Genomic DNA, 18,711 nt, shown 5'->3' with positions numbered 1-18,711 from the left:
GGTCGTAAGTGGCCCCAGGGAAATGTACGCCGCGAGTTGCCCTCCCCACATTGCCCCGATAATGATCCCCTCATTTTTGCCTAGATTGCTTCCACGGATCAAGACCACGCCCAGAAAAACCGTGGTTGCCTAATTTGACTTAAAAACGAATGAGCGGCCGGGGGCGAGGCCGCTAAGCCCCCGGCACTACAAATGACCAATGACCAAGTTCCAATGACCAATCAGCGATCGGAGAATTGGTCATTGGTCATTGGTTATTGATGACCTAGGAGGCAGGCTCATGCCGGTACCACGAGTTGGAACAAGCATCCCAGCGAGCACGCACGCCGATACAGTAACGCGGCTCGATCGGGTAGGCCCCGTGTTCCACCAGAAGTGATTTGATTTCGAAAGAAAAGTGCTTGCGATAAAAAGCGGGAATGCTTTCTCGTAATAAGCGATTCAAGGTTTTGCCATAATCTTTTAACTTCGATACGGTAAAGTCATCCTGCATATAGCCCGGCAATTGAATATCAATGAAGGCTTTATCACCTTCTCCGACAAAGCCCTCGGCTCGGAGGCTGAAGTTACAATTGGAGCCGCTGATTTTCGCCAGGTACTCTTCCGTCGCTTTACTTAGCGTGTTCACGAGCTGCTCTAATTCCGTCGTGGCTTTGCTAAAGACGGCTTGAGCCACTACATCGTCAGACATATTAAGCCTCGTGGTGACAACCAACTGCTCGTTTACCCGCTCACTTGGCAATTGCAATTTTAGGTCGTCGCCTAATTTGGCCACTCCGCGATGTAGGTGACGGCCGGACACCCTCCGCAGGACTGTCCGAGCCTTTTTTGTTCGAGAAAACAACCGGCGTCTGGGGACAGACGCCGCTACATTGCTTCAAATTAGGCGACCACCCAATTTTATGTTGAAGTCCAAAAAACAGCAAACGGCTCGATCCCGAGACCTCGGGAGAGCCGTTTGCTGAATGGAAATGACAGCCTGGGCCATCGATTACGGAGGTTGCCTTTTGCGCTGGTAGACATGACCTGGCCGGCGAATTCAATTCGCTGATGGCGAAGGTGCTGTGCCCGCCTTTTTCAACAACGTTTAGTCCGGGAATCGCAGAGCAGTCTCCACGGTATTCCAAGTTCCGCGGGAAGGGGCCGGCTTGCCGAAGCAAGACCAGGCTTACGCCCTAACCGTGCGGATCACGAACCCACGTTGCCTCAAACGCAATTAGCCACCGCAACCACAACTCGGGGCGGCACTGCAACCGCAGCCGCAGCTAGCGCAACCGCATGACGATTCGCAGCAGCAGCTCTTTTCGCAGCACTTGTGCATCCAACCGAACAAGTGGCAGTGATGTCCGCAGCACTCATCGCAGCAGGAATCGCAACCACAGCTAGCGCAACCGCAGCTTGGAGCAGCGGCGCACCCGCAGCTCGGAGCGGCACAGCCGCAGCTAGAGCAACCACAGCTGGACTCGCAGCAGCAGCTCTTTTCGCAGCACTTGTGCAGCCAACCGAACAAGTGGCAGTGATGTTCGCAGCAGCAATCATCACAGCAGGAATTGCAGCCACAGCTTGGGGCGGCGCAACCACAGCTTGGGGCAGCGCAACCGCAGCTAGGAGCAGCGGCACAACCACAGCTCGGGGCGGCATTGCAGCCACAGGTCGACTCACAACAACAGGACGACTGGCAGCAGTCGCCCCAATGATGGAACGCCTTCGCATCGGCGGCGCCCAACAACAAGGCGCTGGCCAGCGAGGCCACCGCCAACATGACACGACGTTTCATGGGGAGGAACTCCTAAATTACGAACGGGATGGATCGGCACGTATTGATCAGCCCACCGCAGCGGCCACCGCGATCGCCTGCCCGCGAATTTCGCTCTTGGGCCCAGGCTGCCATTGGGGTGCGCCAAACGGTGTGGCTTTGATCTATGCGTGGTATCGGCCCGCTAGCACGCAGCATTTAGCCAGATTCCCCCTTTTCCGCATGTAGCAAAACTTCAACAGTCCGCAGAGTCCGTGTGTGAGCGTCTTGCCGCCAACGATAAGCCTTACGGTCTGGCGCGATTGCACCCAGCTCGTCCCCGCACAATCGATACCACGCACACCACTGGCTTATTCGCCAGCCTGCTTCCCATCGCTGGCCGCCTGCGTGGCTTTTTGTTCCGCGGGGCCCTCAGATTTTATCAGCGCCCGTGCTTCCTCCCGGAAGAGTTCCAGCGTCGCCTTCCGGTTCCAGAGCGGCGATGTTTTCATTTCCTCATCGGTTGCCGATTCAACGTCCGCCAGCAATTGGCGAGCGGCCGCCTGGTCCCCCGATTTCCACTTCGCCATCGCCAAAAAATATCGCGGGTACAGCACCGACGTCTCTGCCGGGTTTGCTTTCTCGACAGAAGCAATGACTTCCTTCAAGCATTTTTCCGCCTCGTCATAATTTCCCGTGCGGTACAGCAAAATTCCCAGCGTGTCGCGGTAAGTTGCATTCTCAGGACTCTGCGCAACCAAATCGCGCGCCTGCTTCAACGGCGTGCTAACGTCTTCCATTGCCGCCGGCCCCAGCCCGCAAGTCCAAGCGAACCAGTAGCGGGTTGATTCGTCGGTAGAAGCTGCAAATTGTTTCGACATGGATTCACAGGCCGCGCGGTATCCGGCGAGATCGCCAACCCGCAGCCGGACAAGAGCGCGATGGTATTGGTCTGAAAGGTTGTCGGATCGCAAATCGACCGTCTTGTCCAGGCTCTTCCTGGCTGCCTCATAGTTGCCGCTGCCTGCCTGAGCGATCACCAGCGCCATAATCACACCGAAATCTTTGTCGTTCGTTAATTCGCAGGCTTTCGATGCCAGCTCGATGGCTTGGTCGTATTTGCGCAATTCGCCTCTTGGTGAAGTGGTCAAATCCACAATGAATCTATGCAATTCACCGAAATTGATTTTGTGAGGATCGCCTACACTCAGCGCCGCTGCATACATCCGATAAATAACGTCTTGGATATCTGCGGCACGATCATAGCATCGAAGGGTCACAAACTCATCAACAATGTTTTGAAGTGGATCAGTGCGTCGTATGTTTTCCAGCATTTCGATCGATTTCAGATTCGAATGTACCTCTTCCAGAACTGTCAGTGCCGCCGCTTGGTCGCCGGCCAGCCGACGACTATCTGCCAAGCGCCACGCAGCAAATAAACTGTCGACATGGTTCGGTCCCAGTACGTGATAGCGCGCCGCCAGTAAGAGCTCAAAAACATTAGCCGCTTCATTGTAACGGTGAAGTTCGAACAGACAGGTGCCATAGTTGTACGCCGCGTACATGGCATGTGGGTCTTCCGCGCCCTTAACTTCACGCAACCCGATGGCCGCTAGTTCGGCATTTTCCAGTGCTTTTTCAAAATCTAGGTGCCAGCGCAGCACCCAGGCATAGCTATTCTGCGCGTCCAGGGTCAGCGGATGTCGTGGTCCTAAAGCCGCGAGAGCCTGCCGATACGTCTTCTCGGTATGTGCAAGATCATCCTTGTCGCGGATTTCCATGAGCGCTAATCCCAAATTGATCGCGGTTTGTAGCGTGTCCGGGTGGCTTTCCCCAAGAATTTTCGTTTGATCGGCCAACGTAGACACCAGCACTTCCTTGGCCTCGTTAAACTGATTTGCATTGTGTAGCGCAAGGCCCAAATTCGAACGGCTTTTCATGGTGCTAGGATCGAACTGGCCGGCTAGGGTGCGGCGCAGCGAAACCGCCTTCTCAAACTGCCCGACAGCTTTCGTAGGTTGGTCAATCCCGCTGTATACTTCGCCGAAACGGTCGTGAATTACGGCCCGCATTTCCGCGTCGTTGGGAAACCGTTCGTCGATTTCGCTGGCCGCAAGATCCAACGCTTCCAATAAACTGATGCCAGCCCGGCCGGATCGATTGGGATCGGCCAAGCCGAAGACAGCTTCAGTGAAAAACGCATTGACCCCTTCGGCACGCTTTTGCTGCAACTTGGCAGCCGCCGCTTCCCGCGAAGCCGAAGCAGCAAAGAACGACGACACCGTTACGCCTGCCGCCAAAATTGCAAACACGGCCGCCGCCAATCCTGCCGCCAAGGAATTCCGCCGGCACCACCGCCAGCCGCGCTCCACTCGCCCAATGGGCCGCGCTTGAATGGGCTCCCGCTTTAACCAGCGCTGCAAATCGTCGGCTAGTTCCTGCGCCGTTTGGTAGCGCTTGGCCGGGTCTTTTTCCAGGCACTTCAGCGTGATCGTTTCCATGTCGCGCGGAATGCTGGCGTTCAACTTCCGTGGACTGGGAGCCTCTTCATCCAGAATTTGCACAATCAGCATCCGGGCTTCACCGCGGAAGGGCAACTCTCCGGTGAGCAATTCAAATAAAATCACCCCCACAGAATAAATATCGCTGCGCCGATCGGCCCGATGCGCATGTCCCCGCGCTTGTTCGGGCGACATGTAACCCGGCGTGCCCATCACCTGCCCTTCCACGGTCATCGTCAAATCGCCGGTTTCGCGGCGGGCCAGCCCAAAATCGATTACGTGCGGCTGGCCGTCCCGATCGATCATAATGTTGCCGGGCTTCAAGTCGCGGTGCACCACACCCGCTTGATGAGCATGCTGCAAAGCCTCGGCAACTTGGACGACGATTTCCGCCGATTCCCGCACGGTCAGCCGCTGGCCGGTGAGCCACTCCTTGAGATTGGCCCCATCGATGAAATCGGTGACGATGTACACTGTGTCGTTTTCGCGCCCGACTTCATGTACACCGGCAATGCGGGGATGTTTCAGTTGCGCCGCGGCCCGGGCATCGCGTAGAAATGCCTCGGTCTGCTGCGGATCAAGGTCTTTCTGCCGCGGAATTTTCACCGCCACCGTGCGCTGCAATTGGGTATCGCGCGCTTTCCACACCGCGCCAAACTGGCCCAGACCGACTTGTTCCAGCAGCTCAAAATGCCCCAGCACCCGCACGCCCGGGCGATACGGACCGGTGGCATCGACGCCCGCCAGGCTGAAATTGCTACCGCACGCCGGGCAAAGAATATCTGCCCACGAAGCCTGCTCGACCGAATCAAACGGCACGTGACACTGCGGACAGCGAATTTGCATCATCGCCCTTAAAAACTGAGGTTAAACCACCGGCCGCCGTTCCCAACCGCCACGGCCTCTCGCCACCGCTCGATTATCCGCAACTTATTTCCCTGATGCAAACCAGCCACACGGTCTGTTACATGGCGAAACCGCTAGGAAGTCCGCTGGCGGCTTCGCAATTAGTGAACCCTGGCCCAATTTTTCTCTTGCAGTGTGTTCAAACGTTCACTACAGTGAATCGCCTCGGAACCGCTGTGTTCCGCGATCGGTCTTTGGCAATTCGAAACAGAATGCCCTGGCTATCCAGGCAATCCTGACTGGCAATCTGCGCAATGGCACGGCAAAGTGTCGCTAGGCTGGCAGGTGTTGCTTGGCCGGCGCGTATTATTCGCTCAGGAGTAAAACACGCCGGCCAGACACACGTTCCCGGCGCCGCATGGGTACTGGCGGCTGCGGCGGTAAAATGCTTCAATCGACGGCTGTTGCACTCCAAATTTATGATGGATTGAAGCTCGCTTGAACTCGCGCCCCTTCTGTTGAGGATTTTGGAATGCCCGTTTCCGAACAAAGCATGCTCCGCTGGTGCCGTACTTTGATAGGCGCCGACGCGGTTCCCCACAAATCGCTGAACGATTATTTGCAAGCCATTCCACGCTTGAAAACATTGGCCGACGTACCCCGCGGAACCGCCGTTTTGGTTCGCGGCGATGTCGATGCGAAGCCGGGCCCAAAAATCGGCGAAGGGGACGAGCGGTTGCGTTCGATGATCAGCACGCTCAAATTCGGCGTGGAACAAGGGTGGAAGCAAATTGTATTTGGCCACATCGGCCGTAAGCCAGAAGGTTCGCTGAGCAAAGTCGCCGCTCGTCTGGGAGAATTGCTGGGGAAAAAGCTGCCCTTGATTAGCGACTGGCTGGATGAAAAGACGATGCAAATTTTGCCGGCCGCAGCCAACGCTGTTAGCAATTGCCAGCCGGGCGAAATCATCGTGCTGGAAAACACTCGGAAGTACGCCATCGAACGGGCCCTGTGGGATGCCACGCCTGACGATCTGCCGGCGCTGGCCCCCAAGTTGGCAACCTTGGCCAACGAGTTTGCCCAAAAAGTTTCCGCAATCTATGTGAACGAAGCGCTTTCTGCGGGTAGTCTCGATAGTTCGTCGACGATTGTTCCGGCCGCCATGAATCGTGTGGCGCTGGGCAACTACGTGGCCGGCGAATTCGACGGGCCCATGCAGCGCTGTTTGCGGGCGTCGCTCGTCATTTTCAGCGGACTGAAGATTGACAAGCTCGACGATTTGCAAGCGATGATCGATCGCGGCACGATTCGCTGGGTGATTACTGCGGGTTCTTTGGCGATGGCACTGAAAAAAGCAGCCGCCGAGCTAGAGGGAAAAACGTTTTGCATGGGCGTGGCCGAAGACCCGGCCCATGCGGGAAAGCCGTACTTCATTCCCCGCCAGCGAGTTGAGCAAGCCCGGCGGATGATTGAGGAAGGGCGAAAAAAAGGAATTCAATTTGTTTTACCGGTCGATTTTGTTCTGCAAGACGGCCGGGCGTCAGAGACAATTGGTCCAGCCGATCAGCAGTTCGACATTGGCCCCAAAACCAGTGAGTTCTTCGCCCAAAAAATCGGCGAGTTTATTGCCGACTCCACTCATCAGGCCGCGACTGGTGGTCGCGCTGCGGAAACCGACTCGCCTGTTGCTTTTCACAACGGTGTGTTTGGCATGTTTGAAGACCCACGGTTTGAAGCGGGCACAAAGAACTTCATTGGGCAGTTAAAACGGATGAAGGACTCGGGCGTCGAGGTGTATGTGGGCGGCGGGGAAGGGGGAGCGGCGCTGGAAAAATACGGCCAGCCCAATTGGGTCACCCATTGCTTCACCGCCGGCGGCACGGTCCTTAATGCCCTGGGCAGTAACCCGGTGCCGTATTTGTTGGCACTTTCGATGGCAGCTAAACGCTAAACCAATCGCAGCCGGAGCGGCGAATTTTGTCCACGAATTTTTTTCTAAGGACAAAACCTGGACATTTCCGCCGGAATGATCTCACTTTGCCCCCGGCTCAATTTGCCACGCTTCCAAAACGCCTTTCGCGTCCCCTTCCGCTTTGTCAAACACTTTAGAAAGCAGCAACGTAGGCTGATTGCCAAGCTTGCCAGCCGCAAAGCCTGCCAGTGCCGAGCCGGTATTGAATTTATCGACCGGCTTGCCATCGGCTCCAAGAATGTGGATTGAGCCATCGGGCCCGGCGATTAGCCATTCCTTCACGCCGTCGCCGATCACATCGCCGGTGGTAATGACTTCAATCGGTCGGGCATGCACGCCCACGGGCAAGGTGTAATCCCACAATTCCTTGCCGTCGAGGTTGACGCCCAGGGCAATGTTGTCGCCGCTGGTTGTGCCGACCAACGTGCAATAGCTGTTCTTGCCTTTGCCGTCTAAATCGTCCCCCACCAGGTAATACAGGTTGCGGTTGGGAAAGGAGATTTCCTTTTCTTGCTTGCCGTCGGCATCGAACATGACAATGCTGCCACGATTGTGCGTGCACAAGAGGTGGCGGTGCCCTTCTGCGTCGGGCTCGGTAGTGGCCATGCGAAACACAAATTGAACGGAGCGGTTCCGCCAGAGCACGTCTCCACCAAGCGAGGCGCCTTGAATGCCTAAATCTCCCCAGTAGCCCACCAGCAATTGCGGTTTGCCTTCTCCCTTCAGGTCGGCCAGTTGCACATCCCATACGCCTTGGGTGGAATTATCTTCCGGCTTGGGAAAGGCCAGCAAGCGATTCCAATTTTCGTCGAACAGAAATAACTGCGCTTGCGCGTTGGCAGCGGCCACGTAGTAGCGCTTGCCGGACTGATCGACGGCGGTGCGCAAATAAATGACGGCGGCATTTTCGGGAATATTCAAATCATGCCGGGCGATGGTTTTTCCGTCTTGATCTAATTCAGCCACGGTCCGCCAACCATCTAAGGCCAAAATGCGCGGCTGACCGTCGGGGCCGTTCAACACCATGGTATTGCCGGGGTTCTTCAAATCGGCCGCCCAGCGCTTGGTGAGCTTCAGGTTGGCCGGCAAGCTGGCCGGGGCAATTGGCGCCGGCTGCACCTCCTCGACGAGCTGCTTGACAAGTTTCGCATTCTCGGGAATGTCGAATTTGAACGCATCGCCGCTGGGCGCCTTGAAGCTGGCATTGCGGAAGTCGATGGTGGTGGAAATGTTGGTGACCGGCGTCTCGATGCCGGAGAGTTGTGCCTTTTCGATGGCGGGCAACTCGATTCGCCGCAGGATGTTGTCTTGCTGATCAATCCACAGCGTGACGACGCCATCTTGCTTGTCTACTTGAACGCGATTGCAGGGATGCCCTTCCAACGTGTCGGGCACCAGCAGCTTGGGAGGCTGCATAGCATCTTGGAGAAATTGAACTAGTGTGTTGTCGCTGAGCAACAGGCCGATTTGCACCGGCGCGCCGCCGGGTCCTTGCACCAGCGCCGAATACAGTTGCGGATCGCGGAATACATCTTCCAGCGTGAGTTTTTCGGGGTCGGGAATTTTCAGCACTAAATTGGGAATGACATCGACGGCGGCCAAAAAGTTGTCGCCATCGCACACGACCTTGGCTCCGTAACATTCCAAGCGCAGCTTGTTAGGCCGCTCAAACGCGGTGGAAAAATCAAACCGCTGCTCGATGGTTTGCTTATCCTTGTCGAACCGCTGTTGCACGACGGCGTTGTCGGCGTAATCTTTCGCCTGGCGATAAGCGGCTTCCATATCTTTCAAAATTTGTTGGGCCGTCCGCTTTTCCGGTTGTGGCGGACTAGCGGCTTGCGCGTCGCCGGCCGTGCCATTTTGAGCGGGCGAATTGGCAGCCGCATGGGTATCGCTCCCCCAACAGCCGGCGCTGAATAACAGGCTGGCCGTAAACAGCAACAACAGACACGATGATAGCGCGGAGATTGACTTCTGGCGACCGATAGAAGCGTGACGATGTCGGCAGGGATAGCATTCAATCCGTGAATGAGGAATGGCTGACTTCATGTCAAAATGCCTTGTCCAAGGAAGGAGTTCAAGCGGGGGAGTGATTTCGGCGGATTATCGACAAGAGGGGCACTTGGGTAAAGCTCGAATTGGGACAGATTTACATAGTTTTCCGCCCGTTCGGGGCTGCTTGACCACCGGCAAGCTGCCGCGCTATGATGCGCGGGGCTATTTGCCGAAAGCGTATTGGAATTTAACGCTGCGTCGGCCGGATGAACTTTCGCATTTATCGCTCGTGCTAGCATGATTTCGAATTTGAGCTATGGAGCGAATCAAAACCTGCGATTGGAAATCGACCCGGACGCGCTGGTGGCCGATTGCCTGCCGCCGCCAGGAATGAACCAGGCCGACACCGTGAACGCAGCGGCGCGCGCGGCGCAGAGCCCACTGGATTTTCCGCCGCTGTGCCAGGCAACGGTTCCGGGCGATCGGGTGGTCATTGCCCTTGGCCCGGACGTGCCGCAAGCTGCGGAAGTAGTGGCGGCCATAGTTCCGGAGCTGCTGGCCGGCGGGAATGCTCCAGCCCACATTTCCGTGTTGCAGGCCCCGATATCATTTTCTGCCCACCAACCTCGCGGTGAATCTGGCTGTGCCCACGATCCACGTAATAGCTTGCCGGCCGACCTGCGCGAAACGGTGAAGTGGATTACGCACCACCCATCGGAACAAGGTGAAATGAGTTACCTGGCCGCTGATGCCCAGGGAGCGCCCCTTTATTTGAACCGCTTGTTATGCGACGCCGACCTGGTGGTTCCCGTGGGCTGCTTGCGGTTGCACTACTCGAATTCGCTTAACGGCGAAGCTGGATTATGGAACGACTCGATTTATCCCACGTTTGGCGACCGCAATACACTCGATCATTTTAGCGCTAACGGGGTGCCACTAACCGTGGGGCAAGTAGCCCATCGGCATCGTCAGGTCGATCAGGTAGCGTGGTTGTTGGGCATACAGATAACAGCTCAGGTTATTCCTGGCAATGGAGAGCGCGCATTTCGCGTTTTGGCTGGAACGCCGGAGGCGGTGTTTCTCCAAGGTCACGCCTTGTGCCGCTCCGCCTGGCAGCAACAAGTTCCACAAAGGGCCGGTTTGGTTGTGGCGGGAATAGGCGGCGGCTCTGCTTTTCAGACGTGGAACCACGTGGGCCGGGCCCTGGAGGCGGCGCTGCGCGTCGTATCCGAAGGCGGCGCGATCGTCTTATGCACGCAGTTAAACGAACCTTGGGGACCGGCTTTGAAGTTGCTGGCTAGCTCCACGGACTTGGCCGCAACCCAGGCGCTTTTGCGCAAGCAGCGTTCGGCAGATGCCGCGCTGGCACGCCGGATGGCAGAATTGGTCGAGCGAGCCAGTGTGTACTTACTCAGCGCGCTGCCGGAAGAGTCGGTTTCGCCGCTCGGCTTTGCCCACATTCATGATGCCTCGGAATTCTCGCGGTTGATCAGCCATCACGATTCTTGCATTTTGCTGCCCGACGCGCAGCACGCCTGGCCCGTGGTGACCGGCGAAGAAGATTGAACCGCACGGTGGATCGGATCAAAATTTTTCCGTCACGTCGGCATGGAAACTGAAACCTCTGATTTCAAATTGCAGTATTCCGCTCTCACGTGCGGCGTGGGAGTGGTTGTCGCCAGCGATCGTACGCAGTTGGAATTTACAGGCGCCGATCGCACAAAATTCCTGCACAACCTCTGCACCAACACCGTGCGCGATTTGCCCATGGGAACAGGATGCGAGACGTTTATTTTGAACGTCAAAGGGCACATCGTGGGACACGGGTTTGTGTTTATTTGCCCCGCTTCTATCGTGCTGGAAACCGTGCCCGGCCAGGCGGAAAAGCTGCTGGCCCATTTTAATCGCTATTTGATACGGGAAGACGTGCAAGTGAGCGACCAATCTGGCGATTGGGCGGAGTTTTTTTTGGCCGGGGCACAAGCCGACGAATGTTTGACCCACCTGAATTGGCCACGCCTTACCGAGCGCTTGTCGCACGTGGCGATAGCGGTAGATGGCGGCTCCGTGTGGCTTAGAAAAGTTGATTTCGCTGGCCCGTGCGGCTACTTAATCGCTTGCGAGCGTCGCATGTCGGGCAATATCAAATCGCTGCTGGTGGCGAAAGGGGCTATCCCCTGCGGCGACCAGGCATTCCAGGCGGCGCGAATCGAATTCGGAACACCTTTTTTCGGCCAAGACATTGGCGAGGAAAACTTGCCGCAGGAAATCGATCGTGATCGGCTGGCAATCAGTTTCACAAAGGGATGCTATTTAGGCCAGGAAACGGTGGCCCGGATTGATGCGTTGGGGCACGTGAATCGTTTGTTACGGGGCATCAAATTTGCTGGGGCGGAAATTCCTGCGCGTGGGACGGCCCTGTTCAGTGCTGTAGAAAGCGGCAGCGCGCAGGATGCAAAAAACGTGGGACACGTAACCTCCGCCTACTGGTCGCCGCGGCTCCAGGCTCCGCTAGCGCTGGCGCTGGCTTCCCGCACTTGTGCTTCACCCGGTACACGGTTTCGAACACCTCTGGGTGCCGCAGAAATAGTGACTCTGCCGCTTATCAAGCCCTAGGCAGCCCTTAAGACAGCTCGCCTGAAAAAAGATGGCAGCTCCGCGGGCCAAAGTTAGCCGGCCTTGGCTTGTAAGTGCAGTGCCGGCGCAGCCGGATTGGAATTGACAACCGTCGGCAGCGGCACACTGGGAGGCTCTAATTCGTCCACATCTTGCCGAAGTTTCAAGGTCACGCTGCGTGGAGGGCGGCGCTCTTGAGCGAAGCCGCGTGTGCCGCCGTGAAAGAATTCCACCATCGGAGCTGCGGCCGTATCGGTAAATTCCGCGGCGAGCCGCTGCTGCATTTCGCGCCAAGGCAAACCGCTGCGAAAAATCAATCGGTACGCGGCTTTCAGCACAATAATTTGCTGCGGACTGAAACCGTTGCGCTTCAAACCGACCAGGTTTAATCCCACCACGTCGCCGGTTTGGCCGTCGACTGTGACAAACGGCGGGATATCGCGAACCACACGTGCATGCCCGCCGATCATCGCCATTCGTCCAATGCGGCAAAACTGGTGGACAGCGACCGCGCCCGAGATAAACGAGCGGTCGTCGACGGTGATGTGACCGGCCAACAGGCAATTGTTGGCCATAATCACCTGATTTCCGATGTGGCAATCGTGGGCCACATGCGCGCCGGCCATGAGATAATTACCATCGCCAAGAACGGTGGCAGTTTCGGGCTTGAGCGCCCGATGAACGGTTACATACTCCCGTAGGGTATTCCCTTCGCCAAGAACAACATGGCCGGTTTGTTCCGGGCAACGCACATGCTGAGGCAGTCCGCCGATGACCGCGCTCTCACACAGGCAATTTCGCGGACCCAAGCGGGAACCGCTTTTGACAACCACATGACCTGCAAGTTGACAGTGATCGCCGATGACCACGTCGTCTTCGACAATGGCGAATGGCCCAATTCGCACGTCGCGGCCAATTTGAGCTTGCGGGCTGACAACCGCCAAAGGGTGGATGTTCACCGGCGGGAATCCTCAGGATGTTTTGCGGGGTGGGATGACGCAGTGCAAAGGCTTTGGCCGGCTGGGTAATGATTGGTCAGCAAGTGGCGACCGCCCGCACTGCGCGTCAGTGGGCTCGAGCCGTGGTGGCATGTGATACACCGCAGTCCTTGCCCGACGGTATGTATCGGCTGTAATCCAGAGAACGGTTCAACCGGATATTGCTCAGGAAGCGATCAGCAACGATTTCCTGCCGCACGGTTGGCCTGGGAAGCAAGCCATGTTAAATTGTTCCGATTGGGCGAACATGACCATGCCCCGCAGAGCTTGCCCTGTCGTATTCGACAATCATTCGCTGCTTTCAATCTGGATCAACAAATCAGGGTTAACCCATGCCCGAGAGCCATCTACTTTACGACGAAGCGGACAAACTAAAAGACGCAGGCAAGCTGGATGAGGCAGCCGCAAAATTAAACGCATTGCTATCGGCCGATCCGAATTACACGCTGGCACACTCCGCGTTAGCGGTTGTGTATACCCGGTTAAAACAGCACGAGGAAGCAATTTCTCATGCCGTCCGCGCGTGTGAATTGGAGCCGAACGACCCATTCAGCTTTACGGCGTTAAGCGTAACATTTCAGCGCGCCGGAAAAATTCCAGAAGCCGAAGAGGCTATGGCGCGCGCACGAATGCTGCAAATGGGACACTAAAACCCATACCCCGGATTGGGCCGGAACTTGGCGTCATCCGTGCCGCGGCGACTTACTCCACTGCCTACGTGCGTCGGCCTACCAAGCGCTTTTGAATGTCGGTCTCCAGCACGCCGAACGCTTCTTCATGGCGTTGGACCGTTAACTGCAGGGCGTGCAACATGCGCTTGGCAGTAAAGTAGTTGGTGACAATCCGCTGGGTAATTACCACCGGCTCGTTTGGCACACCAATCGGCTGTGGGTTCAAGCCAAAATCGATAATCAATTCTTCTGGGGTGCCGGTCACCCGGCAGAAATTGGCGTAGCAAGAAATGGCGCCGGCATCCTTCACTTCAATGCGTTGTCGTTGCGGCGCGGGTTGCCCTTCCGCAGCTTCAGGACCTGGCCGAATACCTTCTTTTTCCAGTTCAATAGGTTTGGACACCACGATACTCCTTGTCAAAAAGTTTGATTTAACCTGCAGTGTAGAGAACCAGTTCATATTTCGCCAGATGGATTTTCATCTGGCTGGTTTATGAGCCACGAGAAACCACGATGATCCTCGTCGCCACGCATCGCCGGCGATGTGCGACCAATATGCTCCTCTCAGAGCGTTAAGTTCAATTGCTTTAACAGCGCCTGATACTCTGACTTTTCCGCTGGTGACAAATCGTCAGGATTAAACTTCAAGTCTTTGGCGCGCTGCAGCGACGCGCGAGCCGCCACTTCGTCTTTAGATTTCGCTTGAGCTTTTGCCAAATGCACGAACTGCACCGCCTTGGGTTCTGTGGCAATAATGCAATCGGATAAGTCCGTCAGCGCCTGTGCCACGTCTCCTTTACTCAGGTAGATGACACCCCGTGTATCGAGCATATCGGATTGTGGGCCAAACGTGTCGATGGCCTCGTCAATCAACTTAATCGCCTCGTCTTGATTGCGTCCTTGCATCGCCAACAAGAATGCCAAGTTATTGAGGAGGGCCGCACGTTGATTCGCCAGCACATCGGACCTGGCTAACAACGCGCGGTACAGCTTTTCGGCATCATCATACCGACGTTGGAAGTCACGTAATTCCGACAACTCCATCTGCAGAGCCCAGGAATCCGGGTCAGTCTGCAGCGCCCGCTCCAACCATTGATCCACCCGCTGAACCTGCTCCGGCGTCGGCGGGTTGATGTTTTGGTGTAGTGCGGTCAACCCAATTTCAATCATTGCCGCCGGCGATAAATTCTTACGATTTTGTTCGCATAGGTTCAGCGCCATGTCCACCTTGCCGCGCTGAGCATAAAACGCAGCTAACAGCGGCATTTTAGCAGGCTCGTAACCCACGAGCTCCTTATACAGCTTTTCCGCCTGATCGTATTCCCCAATGAGATTCATATCGGCGGCAATTTCTTGCAGCAAAGGCCACTGCTCTTTGGGCAGCGGACGTTCGCTAGGCAAAAGCCGCAGCAATAACGAACCACCTTCCGCCACGTGTCCCTGCATCGCCAAGGTGCGCGCCGCCAATAGTGCCACGCGCGGGGACTTTTGGTACCCCATCGATTGTAAAGTTTGCAGCCACGTAACCGCCTGGTCGGGCAAGTTGCGCCGCAGGAGCATTTCGACGAAAGTGATATAAACCGCCGGATCAGGCGACGGTTGCGACAACAGCGACAGCATTTCCTCCCGCGCAGCCGGCCAATTGTCGACCTGCTCGTAAAGCCTGGCCAAAATGACGTGCTCGCGCCAAGTTAAGGGCCGCAGCTTTTTCAGGTCGTCCAAAACGCGCAATGCCTGGCGCGAAGAAGCCGGATCGCCACGCTCGAACAGCAAGTTGATCCGGGTCGCCATATCATCGGCATTGGGTTTTCCTCCCGGCGGCGACAGCAATTCAATCGCATTGCGAAATTGCCGGTAATCGCCGGTCTTGGCCATTAATTCGGCCTTCGTTCGCCGGGCCCAACCATAGCTATCCGGATCGGTCTGCTGCGCTGAACTGGCATTCAAGATTTGGTCGAGATATTTCTGCGCTTTCTCCACAAGACCCACACGGAGATAAAAAGCAGCCATTTGCCGTAACAGCGCCAGGTTATTTGGCGCCGCAGACAACGCCGACAAATACGATTGCTCGGCTTGCGTAGGATCATTCAAAAACTCATATCCCTGCGCCAGCACCAAGGCACTTTGGTCTGCGGGCAATTTGATTTGTGCTTCGTGCAGGATCTGCAAAGCTTCCTCAGGCTTTTTCTGCATCGTTGCTTTGAGTTGAATTAACTTCACCCAGGGGTCCGACCAGTCCGGATTGAGCTCAATGGCCCGCCTCAGCTCGGCCTCCGATTCATCCAGCTTGCCAACGCTGGCCAACAATTCACCATGCAGAAGATGCTCGCCCGCATTGGTCGAATCTTTGGAAAACTGCCCTTGCAGCCGGTCCAGGGCCTCTTTGTATCGGCCCGCGTCATAGTCGAGCATGGCTTGAATGCGATCCATCTCCGCATCGCCTGTGACCAAAGTCCCGTACGTTTCCAACAACTGCAAAGCCTCGTCGTTGCGATGGCGCTGGTACAACAACTTCACCAATTGTTTGACCATGGCGCTGTTGGGCTGTCCTAATTCCAGCATTTGATGTAAATGCTCGATCGCGTCGTCCGTTTTGTTTTCCAAGGCGTCAATTTGCGCCACCCACTTGGGCTGCTCTGCCCAGCCGGGCCGCAAATTGTTGACTTGCTGCAGCAAATCGCGGGCTTGAAGCAGCGTGCGCTTCTGAGCGTTATCCAGCACGACGCCGGCTTGCAAGCTGCCGTTGGCCTTCTCGTTCAACTCCTGGATCACAGAAGAGATCATGACTGCCGCCTGTAACAGCTTGATTTGGGCCGGATCATCGGCGTCTTCTTTCTCGAACCATTCTTGAATTTGCTTCATCGTGGCCAGTTCGCCCATGTCTTGCGCCAGCTCGAACCGCGACAACTGTACTTGCGGATTGTGTGGATCTAATTGCGCCGCTTGCTCCCACAGCTTCTTGGCCGCTGGGAAATCGCCGACGCGAATATAGGCCTGGCCCAAGTTGGGGTATAATTTCAGCCGCTTGTCTTGCGGCAATTTTTCGATGTCGGCGGCAATGGAGGCCAAGCCTGCTTTCAAGGCGTCTCTGGTTCCGCCGACGATAAACATCGCGTCCATGCGATCGACAAAGATGCGCGGCTCCTGGCGCATTTCTTCCGGCGCAGCATCGATAATGCGCAGTGCTTCGGCCGGTTGACGCTGTTGGAGCGCCAGGCCAATGGCCATGCCCACTACCGACGTGTTGGACGGATAGCGCTGGAGCAAATCTTGGATGATCTGGTGCGCCTTCTCGGTTTCTTCTTTGCGCGTCAAAATACTAACTTCTTCCAGCGAAGCGGCGGGTTCCTTCAACATATTTTGCTCGCGCATTTTCGCAAACAGCGCGTCGATGTCCTTCCACTCCCTTTCGCTTTTGGGCTTCCGCATTTGCTCGGCAATGCGCAAATCTAGGATTTGCTTTACCACTGCGGGCATTGCGTTGGGGTTGTTCCCTTGCCCAATCCAATGCGCAATTTTTTCGAAGTGCTTCAGGGCTTCTGTAGTTTTGCCCTGACCCACCTGTGCCGACGCCATTCCCAGTTCACCCTCCGCTGTATCCTGCAAGGTGCTGGCGGCTTTTAACGCCAGATCGTATTGATTGAGCTGCAGGTAGCAATTCATTAACCGCAATTCAATGTTCCGCGACATGCCGGGGTTCCTGCCTACGGTCAGCAAATGCTCCAGTTGCTGCGCAGCCTGCCGATAGTTGCCTTCCGCAATGGCCAAGCATGCTTCGCAGTACTGTTGCTTATCCTCGGGCAACCGGCTGCTGGCGAGCTTCTTCAAAGTCAAGCGCGCCCCGTCAAAATCACTGGATTGCAATTGGATGTCGAAGTACATTGCCAGCAAATTGATATCGCCCGGCAAAGCTTTTAATCCGGCATCCAAGCGTTCCTTGGCTTCGGCCGGAGTTTTGGACGATTCGGCCCAAGCAATGTAAAAGTGGTTGTCTTTGGGATACAGTTTCAGGCCTTTGGCCACGAGTTGTTGCGCTTCGTCGAAATTCTTTGATGTGCGTTCCATTTGAATCGCTTCCAACAACACTTGCGCATCCTCCGGCGCCAGCGCCAACGCTTTCTGCACAGCTTCCTTCGCTTTGTCAAATAACTTCGCGTCGGCTAAGGATTGTGCTTGCATCAACAGGGCTTTCGCTGAATCCTGGTTTTGCGCCACCAGTTGATCGATGACTCGATTGGCTAAATCCAAGCGATCCGGCATTTGGGCATCGGTCAGTTTCTCACGCAGCACTGCCGCCAGCATCGCATAGGCTTGCAATTCGTGCGGCGCGGTCGCATGGGCGGCATCGAAGCTCTTCGCCGCGGGGTTATATCCCACCAGTGATTCCAACAACTGCACTGCTTCTAAATACCGCGCCGTGCTGGTGTAGCACTGGGCTAACAGCAAGTCCGATTGCGGATCGGATTGACCCTTTTTCTGAAGCTGGATTAGCTCTTTTTCTGCAGGAGCAAATTGATGAAAGGCAATGTTCAACTCAATTAATTTGCGCCGCAGGTCAGCCGGTTTGTCTGAGTTGACAATCGCTTGCTGCAAGGCATCGACGGCCGCCTGGTATCGCCGGCCATCAAGATGCGATTTGACGACTTCGGCCAGCAACATCGCATATTCCGCATTGCGCTCCAGATCGTCGGGCTTGGAGGCGCGATAATGCTCATACAGAAACAGGGCATTGTCCGGATCGGTCGTCTTCTTTTCTTCGGCCCGCTTAAGCAGCGCGTCGGCGTTTCGGCGGTTTTGAATGCCATGCACGACGTGCACGCCGACCATCACAATGATCGCCGCAATCGCTAGTATTGCAAGCAGTTTGGAATTGAGTCGCTTCATGTAGCGTCATCCTCTGGAGTGCTGTAGATACACGGTCAAATGCCAGCTACCGTTGCCTGTTCTGCAACGATCGAGTCTGTTTTCGAGGGAAAGATGTAGTTGCCTTGCGCAACTACGAAGCAAGAGACGCCGGCAATCCCCACGCCAGCACGGCAACCTCATATCGTCCATCGTACTTGGCATGCCTGGGCTGTCAACGAACAGGCGCTTTGGCTAGCACGCCTGGTGTACCCCTCTGCGATGCTGGCGGCGGGGTAAGTCGCTACGGCGACAACGGATATTGAAGCGAAATCGTGCCGTGCGATTCTGTTCCCAACCAGCTTTATATGCTGGCACGTTTTAGTCTTCATAATTTCTTACGAAGTCTGTGGGAAAGTTTGCCGATTATTCAAAGGCTAACGGTCAGGCCGGGATTGCGGATAGCGCCCCGCGCACAGGCTGGGAAGCTCCATAAGTTAACTTGGGTATTTTGAAGCGACTTGATAAACCATTG

Annotated in this window: 11 protein-coding genes; 5 read left to right on the top strand and 6 right to left on the bottom strand. The window is 56.0% G+C overall.

Features of this window, described 5'->3' with window-relative positions; all coding sequences use genetic code 11:
• Positions 1-265 precede the first annotated feature (265 nt).
• Together VFE46_02610 and VFE46_02605 are read right to left on the bottom strand one after the other, a co-directional pair.
• Entirely contained in the window at positions 266-691 is a 426-nt protein-coding gene (locus VFE46_02610; protein ID HZZ26874.1) for a hypothetical protein, read from the bottom strand.
• A gap of 1,415 nt (positions 692-2,106) precedes the next feature.
• Positions 2,107-5,055: a protein kinase gene (locus VFE46_02605; protein HZZ26873.1), complete on the bottom strand. Its 2,949-nt coding sequence runs from the start codon at positions 5,053-5,055 to the stop codon at positions 2,107-2,109.
• A 559-nt stretch (positions 5,056-5,614) separates the two neighbouring features.
• Here VFE46_02605 and pgk point away from each other — a divergent pair.
• Entirely contained in the window at positions 5,615-7,033 is a 1,419-nt protein-coding gene (gene pgk, locus VFE46_02600; GenBank protein ID HZZ26872.1) for a phosphoglycerate kinase, read from the top strand.
• An 81-nt stretch (positions 7,034-7,114) separates the two neighbouring features.
• On the opposite strand, the gene VFE46_02595 is transcribed toward pgk, so the two are convergent.
• The gene (locus VFE46_02595) at positions 7,115-9,103 is read right to left on the bottom strand and encodes a DUF2092 domain-containing protein (protein HZZ26871.1); all 1,989 of its coding nucleotides are present in this window, start codon (positions 9,101-9,103) and stop codon (positions 7,115-7,117) included.
• Between the two features lie 40 nt (positions 9,104-9,143).
• Here VFE46_02595 and VFE46_02590 point away from each other — a divergent pair, with 40 nt between their 5' ends.
• The 3 genes from VFE46_02590 to VFE46_02580 are packed head-to-tail and all read left to right on the top strand — an operon-like array spanning position 9,144 to position 11,665.
• Positions 9,144-9,350 carry a hypothetical protein gene (locus tag VFE46_02590; protein HZZ26870.1) on the top strand — a complete coding sequence of 69 codons (207 nt, stop codon included), beginning with the start codon at positions 9,144-9,146 and terminating at the stop codon, positions 9,348-9,350.
• Positions 9,347-10,615, top strand: coding sequence for a lactate racemase domain-containing protein (locus tag VFE46_02585; GenBank protein ID HZZ26869.1), 1,269 nt, complete (start codon positions 9,347-9,349; stop codon positions 10,613-10,615). The genes VFE46_02590 and VFE46_02585 overlap by 4 nt, the downstream gene beginning before the upstream one ends.
• Positions 10,616-10,657: 42 nt before the next feature.
• Positions 10,658-11,665 carry a glycine cleavage T C-terminal barrel domain-containing protein gene (locus VFE46_02580; protein HZZ26868.1) on the top strand — a complete coding sequence of 336 codons (1,008 nt, stop codon included), beginning with the start codon at positions 10,658-10,660 and terminating at the stop codon, positions 11,663-11,665.
• Between the two features lie 53 nt (positions 11,666-11,718).
• Here the strand turns inward: VFE46_02580 and lpxA are convergent, their stop codons facing one another.
• Complete coding sequence (lpxA, locus tag VFE46_02575) at positions 11,719-12,624, bottom strand: acyl-ACP--UDP-N-acetylglucosamine O-acyltransferase (protein ID HZZ26867.1); 906 nt, start codon at positions 12,622-12,624, stop codon at positions 11,719-11,721.
• 371 nt (positions 12,625-12,995) lie between these two features.
• On the opposite strand from lpxA, the gene VFE46_02570 reads away from it, so the two are divergent.
• A complete protein-coding gene (locus VFE46_02570; protein HZZ26866.1) occupies positions 12,996-13,313 on the top strand; it encodes a tetratricopeptide repeat protein in 318 nt (105 codons plus the stop codon).
• A 64-nt stretch (positions 13,314-13,377) separates the two neighbouring features.
• Here VFE46_02570 and VFE46_02565 read toward each other — a convergent pair whose 3' ends face one another.
• Positions 13,378-13,737, bottom strand: a complete 360-nt coding sequence (locus tag VFE46_02565; protein HZZ26865.1) for a DUF3467 domain-containing protein — start codon at positions 13,735-13,737, stop codon at positions 13,378-13,380.
• Between the two features lie 161 nt (positions 13,738-13,898).
• Positions 13,899-18,218, bottom strand: coding sequence for a tetratricopeptide repeat protein (locus VFE46_02560; GenBank protein ID HZZ26864.1), 4,320 nt, complete (start codon positions 18,216-18,218; stop codon positions 13,899-13,901).
• Positions 18,219-18,711 lie beyond the last annotated feature (493 nt).

Source organism: Pirellulales bacterium (assembly GCA_035656635.1).
Classification (GTDB): domain Bacteria; phylum Planctomycetota; class Planctomycetia; order Pirellulales; family JADZDJ01; genus DATJYL01.
Note: the sequence above shows the minus strand (reverse complement) of the source record. Positions and strands in the feature narration are given on the sequence as shown.

Excerpts from the sequence above, each read along its gene's own strand:
- VFE46_02580 (HZZ26868.1), top strand. The coding sequence starts at position 10,658 with ATGGAAACTGAAACCTCTGATTTCAAATTGCAGTATTCCGCTCTCACG.
- VFE46_02585 (HZZ26869.1), top strand. The coding sequence starts at position 9,347 with ATGATTTCGAATTTGAGCTATGGAGCGAATCAAAACCTGCGATTGGAA.
- pgk (HZZ26872.1), top strand. The coding sequence starts at position 5,615 with ATGCCCGTTTCCGAACAAAGCATGCTCCGCTGGTGCCGTACTTTGATA.
- VFE46_02560 (HZZ26864.1), bottom strand. The coding sequence starts at position 18,218 with ATGAAGCGACTCAATTCCAAACTGCTTGCAATACTAGCGATTGCGGCG.
- VFE46_02570 (HZZ26866.1), top strand. The coding sequence starts at position 12,996 with ATGCCCGAGAGCCATCTACTTTACGACGAAGCGGACAAACTAAAAGAC.
- VFE46_02595 (HZZ26871.1), bottom strand. The coding sequence starts at position 9,103 with ATGAAGTCAGCCATTCCTCATTCACGGATTGAATGCTATCCCTGCCGA.
- VFE46_02610 (HZZ26874.1), bottom strand. The coding sequence starts at position 691 with ATGTCTGACGATGTAGTGGCTCAAGCCGTCTTTAGCAAAGCCACGACG.